The 12490-nt window shown below is 60.3% G+C and carries 14 protein-coding genes; 5 read left to right on the top strand and 9 right to left on the bottom strand.

Translation table 11 applies throughout. From position 1 onward, the window contains the following. Nucleotides 1–41 precede the first annotated feature (41 nt). Complete coding sequence (pgi, locus tag PH558_RS10210) at nucleotides 42–1667, bottom strand: glucose-6-phosphate isomerase (RefSeq protein ID WP_095433860.1); 1626 nt, start codon at nucleotides 1665–1667, stop codon at nucleotides 42–44. Between the two features lie 175 nt (nucleotides 1668–1842). Next, nucleotides 1843–3540: a long-chain fatty acid--CoA ligase gene (locus tag PH558_RS10205; protein WP_285204016.1), complete on the bottom strand. Its 1698-nt coding sequence runs from the start codon at nucleotides 3538–3540 to the stop codon at nucleotides 1843–1845. Nucleotides 3541–3887: 347 nt separating this feature from the next. On the opposite strand from PH558_RS10205, the gene PH558_RS10200 reads away from it, so the two are divergent. Next, nucleotides 3888–4280, top strand: a complete 393-nt coding sequence (locus PH558_RS10200) for a PRC-barrel domain-containing protein (protein WP_095433862.1) — start codon at nucleotides 3888–3890, stop codon at nucleotides 4278–4280. 57 nt (nucleotides 4281–4337) lie between these two features. Here PH558_RS10200 and PH558_RS10195 read toward each other — a convergent pair whose 3' ends face one another. Then, entirely contained in the window at nucleotides 4338–4733 is a 396-nt protein-coding gene (locus tag PH558_RS10195; RefSeq protein ID WP_095433863.1) for a VOC family protein, read from the bottom strand. 178 nt (nucleotides 4734–4911) lie between these two features. On the opposite strand from PH558_RS10195, the gene PH558_RS10190 reads away from it, so the two are divergent. Next, on the top strand, nucleotides 4912–5295 hold the full coding sequence (locus PH558_RS10190; protein WP_095433864.1) for a YciI family protein: 384 nt from the start codon (nucleotides 4912–4914) through the stop codon (nucleotides 5293–5295). 25 nt (nucleotides 5296–5320) lie between these two features. Here the strand turns inward: PH558_RS10190 and PH558_RS10185 are convergent, their stop codons facing one another. The 5 genes from PH558_RS10185 to PH558_RS10165 all read right to left on the bottom strand — a co-directional run bounded on the left by PH558_RS10185 (nucleotide 5321) and on the right by PH558_RS10165 (nucleotide 9898). Next, complete coding sequence (locus tag PH558_RS10185; protein ID WP_095433865.1) at nucleotides 5321–6070, bottom strand: ABC transporter permease; 750 nt, start codon at nucleotides 6068–6070, stop codon at nucleotides 5321–5323. After that, nucleotides 6067–7014 (bottom strand): ABC transporter ATP-binding protein, encoded by a 948-nt coding sequence (locus PH558_RS10180; RefSeq protein WP_285204013.1) that lies wholly within the window; start codon nucleotides 7012–7014, stop codon nucleotides 6067–6069. Before PH558_RS10180 ends, PH558_RS10185 begins: the two co-directional genes overlap by 4 nt. After that, entirely contained in the window at nucleotides 7011–8177 is a 1167-nt protein-coding gene (locus PH558_RS10175; RefSeq protein WP_285204012.1) for an ABC transporter permease, read from the bottom strand. The genes PH558_RS10180 and PH558_RS10175 overlap by 4 nt, the downstream gene beginning before the upstream one ends. A 233-nt stretch (nucleotides 8178–8410) precedes the next feature. Beyond that, nucleotides 8411–9319: a glycine betaine ABC transporter substrate-binding protein OsmF gene (osmF, locus tag PH558_RS10170; protein WP_095433868.1), complete on the bottom strand. Its 909-nt coding sequence runs from the start codon at nucleotides 9317–9319 to the stop codon at nucleotides 8411–8413. Nucleotides 9320–9607: 288 nt separating this feature from the next. Beyond that, nucleotides 9608–9898, bottom strand: a complete 291-nt coding sequence (locus PH558_RS10165) for a hypothetical protein (RefSeq protein ID WP_285204445.1) — start codon at nucleotides 9896–9898, stop codon at nucleotides 9608–9610. Between PH558_RS10165 and PH558_RS10160 the strand changes: the two genes are divergently transcribed. From PH558_RS10160 to PH558_RS10150, 3 genes are all read left to right on the top strand, one after another. After that, entirely contained in the window at nucleotides 9795–10991 is a 1197-nt protein-coding gene (locus PH558_RS10160; protein WP_285204423.1) for a LysR family transcriptional regulator, read from the top strand. The genes PH558_RS10165 and PH558_RS10160 overlap by 104 nt on opposite strands. Before the next feature lie 165 nt (nucleotides 10992–11156). Continuing rightward, on the top strand, nucleotides 11157–11306 hold the full coding sequence (locus PH558_RS10155; RefSeq protein ID WP_158225417.1) for a hypothetical protein: 150 nt from the start codon (nucleotides 11157–11159) through the stop codon (nucleotides 11304–11306). 265 nt (nucleotides 11307–11571) lie between these two features. Next, nucleotides 11572–11970, top strand: a complete 399-nt coding sequence (locus tag PH558_RS10150) for a hypothetical protein (RefSeq protein ID WP_285204009.1) — start codon at nucleotides 11572–11574, stop codon at nucleotides 11968–11970. A 78-nt stretch (nucleotides 11971–12048) separates the two neighbouring features. Here the strand turns inward: PH558_RS10150 and PH558_RS10145 are convergent, their stop codons facing one another. Then, the gene (locus tag PH558_RS10145; RefSeq protein ID WP_285204008.1) at nucleotides 12049–12348 is read right to left on the bottom strand and encodes a putative quinol monooxygenase; all 300 of its coding nucleotides are present in this window, start codon (nucleotides 12346–12348) and stop codon (nucleotides 12049–12051) included. Nucleotides 12349–12490: the final 142 nt, after the last annotated feature.

The following is a 12490-nucleotide window of genomic DNA, read 5'->3' as shown; positions in this document are numbered from 1 at the left end:
CGGCGAACCTCCCCCCTCAAGGGGGAGGTGGATGAACGCTTTTACTTCGCCCGGCTTGCGAGCGCAGCCACCAGCCCTTGCGTCGAAGAGTCGTGGCCGGCGGCGCTTTCCTTGCCTTCGATGACGGGCAGCAGGCCCGTTGCCAATTCCTTGCCGAGCTCGACGCCCCACTGGTCGAAGGAGTTGATGCGGAAGAGCACGCCCTCGACGAAGACGCGATGTTCGTAGAGCGCGATCAGGCGGCCGAGCGCAAAGGGAGTCAGCTTGTCGTAGACGAAGGTGATCGACGGGCGATTGCCGGTGAAGACGCGGTGCGGCGCGATGAAATCAGCCTTCTTGTCGTCCATGCCCTTGGAGGTGAGCTGAGCCTTCGCTTCCTCGAAGGTGCGGCCCTTCATCAGTGCTTCCGACTGCGCCAGGCAATTGGCCATCAGCAGGTCGTGCTGGTGACGCAGTTCCGGCTCGAAACCGTTGGCGGCGATCATGAATTCGGCCGGGATGATGCTCGTGCCCTGGTGGATGAGCTGATAGAAGGCGTGCTGGCCGTTGGTGCCGGGCTCGCCCCAGACGACCGGGCCGGAATTGCCCTCGACCGGCGTGCCGTCGATGGTGACGCCCTTGCCGTTCGATTCCATATCCAGCTGCTGCAGGTAGGCCGGGAAGCGCGACAGGCGCTGGTCATAGGGCAGGATCGCGCGCGTGGGATAGCCGAGCACGTTGCGGTGATAGAAGCCGATCAGGCCAAGCAGCATCGGCAGGTTTTCCTTGAAGGGCGCCTGGCGGAAATGATTGTCCATGGCATGCGCGCCATCGAGGAACTTGCCGAAGTTTTCCGGGCCGATCGCGATCATCAGCGGCAGGCCGATAGCAGACCAGATCGAGTAGCGGCCGCCGACCCAATCCCAGAAGCCGAAGACGCGCTCGCTGTCAATGCCGAAGGCGGCGACCTTGTCGAGCGCCGTCGAAACGGCCGCGAAGTGATGCTGCACGGCAGCTTCGCCGAGCGCATCGGCGATGAACTTGCGCGCCGTCTGGGCATTGGTCATCGTCTCGATCGTCGTGAAGGTCTTCGAAGCGACGATGAAGAGCGTCGTTTCCGGCTTAACGAGCTTCAGGATATCGGCGATATGGGCGCCGTCGATATTGGAGATGAAGTGCGACCGCGGCCCGTCGTGGTAGGGGGCGAGCGCCAGTGTTGCCATGACCGGTCCGAGATCGGAGCCGCCGATGCCGATGTTGATGACATCGGTGATCGCCTTGCCCGTCGAGCCCTTCAGTGCGCCCGAGCGGATGCCGTCGGCAAACTTGCCCATGGCGGCCAGAACCGCATTGACGTCAGGCATGACGTCCTTGCCGTCGACGAGCACCGGCTTGTTCGAGCGGTTGCGCAGCGCGGTGTGCAGGACGGCGCGGTTTTCGGTGAAGTTGATGGCGACACCGGAGAACATTTCCTCGCGCTTGGCGGCAACGCCGCCCTCGGCTGCGAGCTTCTCGAGCAGGGCAAGGATATCGTCGTTAACAGCCGTCTTGGAGTAATCCATCAGCAGGTCGTCGAACGAGGCGCTGAAGCGGGAAAAGCGTTTCGGATCGGCGGCGAAAGCGGCGCGAATATCCGTAGCCTTCGTTGCCGATGCGGTGCTCTTCAGTTGATCGACGAGGGCGTTCATGGGAGGCTCCTTGCGGTTCGCGCTACTGGCCTTCAAAACCGGGCCAAGCGCTTTGAGTTTGGTCGCGAAAACTATTCCCTATGTAGGGCGTAAATCAAGTTCACCTATCGCCCAAAACGAAAAAAGCCGCTCGCGAAACAAGCACGAGCGGCTTCCTGAATGACACGGAATTATGTCAGCCGCGCAACTCCTTGCGCAGGATCTTGCCGACATTCGATTTCGGCAGTTCGGTGCGGAATTCGATAAAGCGCGGGCGTTTGTAATTGGTCAGATTTTCAGCGCAATGAGCTTTGACGTCGGCCTCGGTCAAAGCCGGATCCTTCTTGACGATAAAGAGCTTTACCGCCTCGCCGGAATGCGGATCGGGAACGCCGATCGCAGCTGCCTCCAGCACGCCCGGATGCATGACGGCGACTTCCTCGATCTCGTTCGGATAGACATTGAAGCCCGAGACCAGGATCATATCCTTCTTGCGATCGACGATCTTGGTGTAGCCGCGCTCATCCATGAAGCCCATATCGCCGCTGCGGAAGAAGCCGTCCGGCGTCATGACGCGTGCGGTTTCGGCCGGCTGCTTCCAATAGCCGGCCATGACCTGCGGCCCGCGAATGCAGATCTCGCCGACTTCGCCGAGCGGCAGCGAATTGCCGTTCTCGTCGCGAATATCGAAATCGGTGCCCGTGATCGGCAGACCGATCGTGCCGGTGAATTCCGGGCTGTCGAAACGATTGGCGCTTGCGACCGGCGACGTCTCGGAAAGGCCGTAGCCCTCGGTGATCCAGGCCCCCGTCATCTTCTGCCACCGCTCGGCGACGGGCCGTTGCACCGCCATGCCGCCGGCAAGCGTTCCCGTATTGGAGAGGTCGAGCTTGGTAAACTCAGGATTGTTCATCAGCGCGTTGAACAGGGTGTTCAGGCCAGGGAACAGGTCAAACTTGTATTTGCCGAGCTCCTTGATGAAGGCCGGTATGTCGCGCGGGTTGGCGATGAGCACGTTATGGCCGCCGAGCGACATGCCCATGAGAGAATTCACCGTCAGCGCGAAGATATGATAGAGCGGCAGCGCACAGACGAAGGTCAGCTGTTCGGGACGCGGCTTGCTGATATAGGCGGATTGCAGCCAGAGCAACAATTGCAGCTGGTTTGCCAGCAGATTGGCATGGGTGAGGATCGCGCCCTTGGCGACGCCGGTCGTGCCGCCGGTATATTGCAGGAAGGCGATATCGCTGCCGGTGAGCTCGGACAGCTTGAAGGGGAGGCGCGAGCCCTCGGCAATCACGCTCTTGAAGCTGCGATGGCCGGGAATGGACCAGGCCGGAACGAGCTTCTTCACCTTGCGGACGATGAAGTTGACGATGTGGCCCTTGACGCCGAGCATGTCACCAAGCGCCGTGACGACGACATGGCGCACATCCGTATGGGCCAGCACCTGCTCGACCGTATGGGCGAAGTTTTCCAGAACGAAGATCGCCTTGGCGCCGCAGTCGCGTAATTGGTGCTCGAGCTCGCGCGGCGTATAGAGCGGGTTGACGTTGACGACGACGAGCCCGGCGCGAAGAATGCCATAAACCGCGATCGGGTTCTGCAGCACGTTCGGCATCATGACGGCAACGCGATCGCCCTTCTGCAGGCCGAGGCTTTGCAGCCAGGCGGCAATCTTGCGCGTCTGCAGATCGAGATCGCGATAAGTGATGGATTTGCCCATGCTGGTGAAAGCGGGTCTGTCGGCATAGCGCGCGCAGCTTTCCTCCAGCAGTTCGGCGAGCGATGCATGCTCCAGCGGCGGCAGCTCCGCCGGTACTATATCCGGATAGGAGGCAAGCCATATTTTCTTGACCTGCGGTCTATCCGAAGGAGCGGAGACCGAATTCATGCGCATTTCCTCCTCTACGCACCATCACCACGCCCGGCCGTCATATGCGGCGGCTATGCAGAGTGTCATTGGACGATCAAAAAGTCTCCCGCTTTTCACATCGCCCTCGTGTTGCTCTCAATTAAATCATCAGAGCACAACTGAAGCCACAATAACCTTGACGTAAACGTCAATAATCGTCTTGCGCTCACGTTTTTTTACAATCCTGAAAAAAGTACTGGAACTTTTATGACAACGGAGCGTTAATAGCGCCATGGGTTTAAACCCATCGGAGCATCGTGCTGCCCCAAAGAGCAGATCGGACGCTCCATAGTTTATGTGACGCGTATCCAAAAGGAGGTGCGCATATGCATAAAGAGAGTGCCGATTTTTCGGGTCGTGACCTTTACATCAAGGACATGTCGATGCTGGTCGCCTGCGATCGCGTCGAAGGGTCGAGAGTATACGGCTCGGACGGCAAACAGATTGGTCATATCGAGCGGCTGATGCTGGAAAAAAGTGATGGACGCATCGCTTTCGTCATTCTGAGCTTCGGCGGTTTCTTCGGCATCGGCCAGGAGCACTATCGGCTGCCGTGGGAGAAGCTGCGCTACGATGCTCACATCGACGGCTATCGCGTCAGCATGACCAAGAACGACATCGAAAAGGCGTGCCGCTTCGCTGCCAAGGACGACCACGACCATAAGAATCATGGCCACAAGAGCCACGATTATTTTGGCGTGCCGCCCTATTGGATGTGAGCGCGCTGGCGGAACTGCCGGATGCCCCGCCGATGCGGGGCTTGCTCCCTGTTTGGGCTAGTTGAACCGCCCAAGCCTTTGCACCACCTCGATCTTGTAACCATCGGGGTCGGTGACGAAGAACAGCAATGCAAAAAGCTTCCCATCACGATTGAGTTCGATGATCTTGCCGGGATTGAGCCCGAGTTGGGTCATGCGCGCATGCTCGTCCTTCAGTTCTGAGACCGAAACCGCAAGGTGGCCGTAGGCATCCCCTTGCGCATAAGGCTCGATGCGGCCCTGATTGACGGTCAATTCCAGTTCGAACCCGGTCTCGGCATTGCTGAGATAGACCAGAGTGAAGGTCTCGAAGGCAATGCGGTCGGCAACCTTCAGGCCGAAGGCCTTGTCGTAGAATTCGGTCGAGCGCGCCTCGTCCAGTACGCGGATCATCGAGTGAATCATCTTGGCCATCGGCGTCTCCATAAATCGTCAGGGCATGTCATTGCAGCCAATGCCATCGGCAGCCATTGAAGGCAAGCATGGGGAAACTCGCCATATCTCCGATCGAGCATAGATCCAGGGTTTCCGGATTGCGATCGGTCTGCTTAACTCCCTGGCGCCCACGTATAGGGCTCAAGGGGGGGAAACCATGTACTATGCCATTCTGGCCTATCACGAGGAAGGTATCGTCGAATCCTGGAGTAAGGAGCAAGATGCCGCGCTCATGACGGACCTTTTGGAGATCAATGACCGCATGGTCGCGCAGAAATCGCTGGGGCCGGCTGCGCGTCTTGGATCGACCCAGAATGCCGTGACCTTGCGGGGGAAGGGTGCGGGCATGGTCATCGACGGGCCGTTTGCAGAAACCAAGGAACAGCTGCTCGGCTTCTACGTCGTCGATTTTCCGACGATTGAGGAGGCAGTCGAGGCAGCGCGCGAATTGCGCCGCGTCAATCCCACCGCCGTTTATGAAGTCAGACCGATTTCGCTTTACCTGCCCGGCGCATCCTTGCCGTCAGGCGAAGGCAACTGATGGGAAGCTGTGATCGGCGTCGACCTCAATGAGGTTGAAGGCCGATCTTCCTGGTGACCGAGCGCTCGATCATCTCCATGCCGTCATAGATCAGCACCGCCATCAGGCCGACGATCAGGCCGCCCTGCAGGATGAAGGCGGTGTTGTCGTTGATGAGCCCGGCGATGATGACTTCACCCAGCCCCTTGGCGGCGACGGTGGAGCCGATCGTCGCCGTGCCGATATTGATCACGGTCGCGATTTTCAGCCCTTCGATTATGAGCGGCAGGGCGAGCGGCAGCTCGACGCGGAAGAGCCGCTGCCAGCCGTTCATGCCCATGCCGTCGGCGGCATCGAGCACCGAGGCGGGTACCTGCTGCAAGCCTGCGACCGTGTTCTCGAAGATCGGCAGCAGCGCGTAGAGAAACAGCGCGATGAATGTCGGGACGGCGCCGAAGCCGGTGGTCGAGATCGCAAGTGCCAGCACGGCAACTGGCGGAAAGGTCTGCCCGGCATTGGCGATCGCCCGCGACAGCGGCAGGAAGTCGGCTCCGATCGGCCGCGTGACGAAGATGCCGCCGAGTACCGCCAGGATGCCGCTTGCCGCAATCGAGATCAGAATGAGTTCGAGATGGCTGAGCGCCAGGCTCGGCAGGCTGTTCTGCGTATAGATCGGCGACGCACCGAATTTGGTCAGCGGCGCCAGAACAGGTATCAGCCATTCCGGACGGAAGAGCATCACCAGCAGCAGCGCCAGAGCCAGGAGGCGGAAGAGATTGGCGGTAAGAAATCTCATGCTTTGCGGCCCAGCTCGATCAGGTGCTGGATCGAGATCGAGCCGACAGGCACCTTGCGCTCGTCCTCCACTGTCGCCTCATCTGCGCCCTGCCAGATGAGTTCAGCCAAGGCATCGCGCAGATTGAGGGTCTGCGGCAGGCTATGACCGAGGCCGGGCCGCGGCGGCTGCATACTTTCCTTCAGCGGCAGCAACGACATCAGCTTCAAGGCGCGGTCGGATGTGCCGGTAAGCTGCTGCACGAAGGGATCGGCTGGCTCGGTCAGGATCTTCTCAGGCTCGGAACATTGCAGCAGCTTGCCGCCGCTCATGACGGCGATCTTGTCGCCGAGATGGAAGGCTTCGTCCATATCGTGGGTGACGAGGACGATGGTGGTGCCGAACTGTTTCTGGATGGCGAGGAGATCGTCCTGTGCCTTGCCGCGGATGACCGGGTCGAGCGCGCCGAAGGGCTCGTCCATCAGCAGCAATTCCGGCTCCGCTGCAAGCGCGCGTGCGACGCCGACGCGCTGCTGCTGGCCGCCGGAAAGCTGGCTTGGATATTTGCCTGCAAAGGTGCCGGGGTCGAGATGGAAGAGATTGAGGAGTTCTTCGACACGGCTGTCGATGCGCGTCTTTTTCCAGCCCAGCAGCTCGGGGACGGTGGCGATATTCTGCGCGACGGTGCGATGTGGAAAAAGCCCGTGCCCCTGGATGGCATAGCCGATGCGGCGGCGAAGCTCGGTCGCCGGCACATTCATGATGTCTTCGCCGGCAACGGAGATGTGACCTGCCGATATCGGCACCAGCCGGTTGATCATGCGCATCAGCGTCGATTTGCCGGAACCGGAGGTGCCGACGATGACGGTGATTGTGCCCTTCTCCATGCTCATGCTGACATTATCGACGACCGTTGCGTTGCCATACCGCTTGGTGACGCCCTTGAGCTCGATCATGCTGGTCATGCGCGTTGTCCCCGGATGCTGTCGATGACCGCATCGAGGATGACGGCCGATGAGAAGGCGAGAAAGACCGTCGGCACGGCGCCGAGCAGCACGAGGTCATTGGCCGTCTGGCCGATGCCCTGGAAGATGAAGAGGCCGAAGCCGCCACCGCCGATCAGTGCTGCCACGGTGACGAGGCCGATCGCCTGCACCACCACGATGCGGATGCCTGTGAGGATGACGGGGAAGGCGAGTGGCAGGTCGATGCCGGTCAGGATCTGCCGGCGCGTCAGGCCCATGCCGGCGGCGGAATCGCGCACGGAAGGATCGACGCCGGCAAGGCCGACGACGGTATTGGCGACGATCGGCAGCAGCGAATAGATGACGAGCGCTACCAGCGCCGGCGCCACGCCAATGCCTTTGACGCCGATCTCGGCGGCGAAAGGTACGTTGGCGGCGATATAGCCGAGCGGCAGCATGAGAATGCCGAAGAGGGCAAGGCTGGGGATGGTCTGCACCAGGCTCAGCGCCCGCAGCACGACGGCGCGGATGCCAGGTTGCCAATAGCAGAAGATGCCGAGCGGCAGCGCCAGCACGATGGCGATGGCGACCGAGCCCAGAGACAGGAATACATGGTTGAGCGCCTCGTGCCAAAACTTGTCGGCATTGTTGGCATATTCCTTCATGATCGAGAGATTGTTGAGCAGGCCGGAGCGCAGGACGACGGCAAGCAGCGCGGCGTAGACAGCCAGCGCCCCGACCCGCAGCCAGGGCGTCAGCCGTAGCTTCACCAACGCATCCGAAATCATCAATCCCACCACGGCGAGCAGCACCCAGAAGCAGCCGCCGGGGGTAATGCGCGCCACAGTGCTGCCCGCAGGCGTCGCTGCCGTCGAGACCAGTCCGAGGGTGACGATCAACATGGCGATCGCGAGTGTTGCGACTCCGAGGCGCATGATCTGGTTGCGCAGGAAAAGCGCGGCGAACGCGGCTGCGGCCAGAAGGACGAGCAGGAACAGCGCGGACGGCTGGGCAATGAGCTGCGTCAGCAGTTGCGGCTTGCCGGCGGCAATGCGGTTTGCCTTGACGATGATGAACGGCATCCAGGCCGTTGCCAGCGCGCCGCCGGCCACCAATACCACTCCGAGGCGGTCCACTCTACGGACCGCTAGCGCATCTTCCATCAGGCAAGCTCCGTCAGCGCATAAGTCCAGAATTCAAGGCGGGTTCGGACAAGATCATGCCCATTCGAATGTCCGCGGCTCCGCCTTATCAAAATGGAGCCGCCGGAACGGATGATTTTAGGTCTGCAAGACCTAAAATCTGAATCCGCTCCGGAACAAAAGGAGTAGAGCATGATGTTGTCCGAAAACCGTTGACACTTTTCGGCATCATGCTCGAGAGCAGCGTCAATGCCTTACTTCAGGAAGCCATTGTCCTTGAGGTAGGATTCGGCAACAGCCTTGGCCGGTTCGCCATCGACCTGGATGCGGCCGTTCAGCTTGCGCAGCACGTCGGCGGTCAGACCCTTGAAGATCGGAGCCAGAACCTCTTCGATCTTCGGGTTGGCCTTCAGCACAGCTTCGCGGATGATCGGCGTCGGCGCATAGACCGGCTGCACGCTCTTGTCGTCCTCGAGGACAGTCAGTTCCGCCGCTTCGATGGCACCGTCGGTGCCATAGACCATGGCCGTGTTGACGCCGTTGGTCTGGTCGGCTGCAGCCTTGATCGTCGCCGCAGTATCGCCGCCCGAAAGCACCACTTCCTGATCCGGCTTCAGCTTGAAGCTATAGGTCGTCTCGAAGGCCGGCAGGGCTGCCGGCGAATTGACGAATTCCGAAGATGCGGCAATTTTCACCGACCCGCCGCCAGCGACCCACTTGCCGAAGTCCGACATGGTCTTCAACTTCGCCGGGCCGGCGACATCGTTGCGCACGGCGATCGCCCAGGTGTTGTTGGCCGGCGAAGGCGTCAGCCAGACGATCTTGTTGGCGTCATAATCCAGCTTCTTGGCCAGATCGTAACCCTGCTGCAGATTCTTCCAGGCCGCATCGTCGGCCTTGTTAAAGAAGAAGCCGGCATTGCCGGTATATTCGGCATAGATATCGATTTCGCCCGCAGTAATCGCCTTGCGCACGACCGGCGTCGTGCCGAGAGCGATGCGATCCTGCGCCTTGATGCCGTTGGCATTGAGCGCTGCGAGGATGATGTTGCCGAGCAGCGTGCCTTCGGTGTCGATCTTCGAGGAGACGACGACGTCGGCGGCGCTGGCGCCACTGGCAAGGAGAGCCGTCAGCGTGGCGGCAAGTGCAAGCTTCTTGAACATGATGTTTCCCTTTGTACCCCGTTAAATCGTTCTTCTGCTTGCCCGCGCTGCCTTGAAGGGCCGTAGTCCGGACAGGCAGGTTTGGAGCGGGCCGGCGGCCCACAGGCGAATTCGTGACTACTTCGGGCACCTAGCGCTCATCGCGGAAAAGTCGATGCGCTTCGGATTCCCGTTGCAGTCGCGCGATTATGACGAGCGTACTCGACATTCGCGCGAAATTGGATTTCTTTTTTCGGGGGCAAGTGCGTTTGTTTTTGTTCCCCTTACCCGTTTGGCGCTGTTCCGATCTCATTCTTGCGGCTGGATCGGTAAGGCGCCAAAGAAACGATAGCTGTCGCTTTTCGGCTTAGGGATATCTTTTTTTAAGAACACGTCATATCGTCGGGATATCATTGATATTGCTGCGGTCGAGCCAGGATGCGTGCCGCGGCTGAGGAGATCTGATTTGTATCTCGGCGCATTGTTCATAGCCGATATGGTGTTCTCCATCGGCTCGGTGAGGGAGACCGCGCGGCGGCTGTCTTTTTCCGCTTCGACCGTCTCAAGCGCGCTGCGCCGACTCGAGACCGAGCTGGCCATGAAGCTTGTCGAGCGCGCCTCCGGCGAGCTTGCAACCCTTCTGGCGAGTTCGAAGGTTCAAAAGGGCCTGCAACCCATTCTCGCGGGCATGCGTCAGCTTTCCGCCCTGGTGAAGGAGCGGCCGGCTTCCCCGGACTATGACCATTGGGCCGCGCGCCTGCCGCTGAAGATCGCCACCATTGAACGTTTCCTCGAAGTCGCCGATCAGGGCAGCATCAATCGCGCCGCCCGACGCCTGCGTCTCGGCCAGCCGCAGCTTTCGTTGCAGATCGCTAATCTGGAGGAGTTGTTCGGTTGCCGCCTGTTCGAGCGGCAGGCACAGGGTTCGGTGCTGACGGAAGCGGGGCAGGAGGTTCACGCCATTCTCGCCGCGATCGCACAGGCCTGGGACGAGATGAAAGCGGCGGCGGACGAGCGCTTTCAGCGCACTGCGCGCGCGGTCCGCATCGGCTCGATCATTCCCACAGGTTCGGAAAGCTGGGTTGCCCGCTCGCTGGCGAGCCTGGTGTCGCGCTGGAACATAGGAGGCAACAGCAACATGCTGTCGCTGCTGCTGATGACGGCCGATGATCTGCGCGAGGCGCTTCGATCAGGCCGTATCGATGTCGCCATCGTCGATTCCGTCTTCGGCCTCGACGCCTTCGAACATATGGAGCTTGTCGCGACGGACATGGTGGCGATCGCCCCGCTCGACAGCATGGAGCAGACATTCGCCGCGCTCGTCGAAAACCATCCGCTCTGCGTGCCGAGCCCCCGGACCGGTATCGGCAATGCCGCGACGGCCTTCGGCTATGACAGCCGCGATCGCCGCCGGTTTCGCGGCCGGGACATCACCTCGGCCGATTCCCTACCCGTCATCGTCGATCTCGTCGCCAACCACGGCTATGTGTCGTTTCTCGGCCGGGTCAGCGCGCTTCCGATCGCCGACAAGGTCCGCATCGTCGATCCGGATGAGATCTTGCCGCTGTCCTATCATCTCGCCCATAACGGCCGCAAAGCCTCGGTGGAAGCCTGCCGGCTGATCCAGCAGGCGGTTCGTGAACTGGTTGGAGAGATGGGAACGACACGAAAGCGCCTGTCGTCCCGCGAATAGCGGAACAAATGGGACATATTCGCGTTTAGGTGGGTTAGGTTAGTCCGGGCGTACGCAGCCGGGGGGCGCGTTCGGCATCCAAGGAGAGACCATAAATGAAAATTCTTGCAACGGCGCTCGTCGCATTGGGCATTATTGTTTTACCTGCTACCTATGCCGAGGCGCGTGATCATCACCATCACCGCTGGCATCATCACCATCGCGATTATCGCCCCCATCATCATGGCTGGCATCGCCATGAAGGATGGCGGCATGGGCATCGCCATCATCGCTGGCACAGCAAGCCGCATTTCTCGCACGCCTGATGGCAGTTGATGGGCATGAAAACGGCGTCTTCGGGCGCCGTTTTTGCGACTGTCCCATCCATTGCGTCCTCCTCATTCCGTCTTGACGATGCCGGTTGAAACCATCGGCCGACAAGTGCGCGATCGCGCTTAGACGGGCCTACGGCGATGTCGCGAAAACGCCTGCTCTCCAAGGGATAGCGGAACTTTCGAAAGCGCTGTTGCGTTTACTATATCGTCCGGAGGACGCGAGTAATACGAGTAGCGTTTACGTCCGGCATTCAAGGAGGCTGGAAATGAAAATTCTGGCAACAGCGCTGGTTGCGCTAGGTATGGTCGTGTTGCCGGCAACCTATGCCGAGGCGCGTCCTCATCACCATGGGCACCCCCATCGGATGGTCGTCCATCGGCATTATCACCATCACTACTATTACCGCCATCACTACTATCGCCCCTATTACGGCTACTACGCGCCGTATTATGGCTATGACCGACCTTATTACGGTTATTACCAGCCCTACTATCCCTTAGGGGTATTCGGTGTTTTCGGCGGCTATGGCGGCTATCGCCATCACCACGGTTGGTATGGCGGTCGCGGATATCATCACGGCTGGTATGCCGGCGGCCATCGCGGATGGCACGGCGGCGGTGGCCACTGGCGCTATTACAGCCAGCCGCACTTCTCGCACAACTGACGGCCTGACCGCTGGCAAAACGGCGCCTCCGGGGCGCCGTTTCATCATGGCGTCATAAGCTGTCCGGCAGCGACAAGTTCACGCCGGGTTCAGAACGTGAACGGCGCGGTCGGCCATCAAATGCTTTACCTTCTCGCCGTAGGAGGCCATATGCGCGGAAGCGCCATGTGCCTTCAGCGCCGCCAGGCTTTCCCACTTCTCGACCACGACGAAGGTGTCAGGCCCAAAGGCCGGATTGGCCCCTTCGACATCCACGACAGCGGTATATTCGATGCAGCCGTCTTCGGCGTGGACGGCCGGAACATTTGCCTGGAATGCTTCGAGCACTTCGGCGCGCTTGCCGGGATGGGCGGTAAGGATGGCGAGTACGTGAATCATGGAGATGTCCTTGAAGCGATATTCAATATGGATGGGGAATAACGGACGCCACCGGATGTGCGACCGGTTTCAACCATTATCACGGAACGGGTCCGTCCGAACGCCAAACTTCAATTTTTATCTGGCATGGGATTCTTGCTGG

Origin of the sequence: Rhizobium pantanalense, from assembly GCF_030182525.1 — a bacterium.
Taxonomy (GTDB): domain Bacteria; phylum Pseudomonadota; class Alphaproteobacteria; order Rhizobiales; family Rhizobiaceae; genus Rhizobium.
This window is presented reverse-complemented; position numbering and strand designations above follow the sequence as displayed.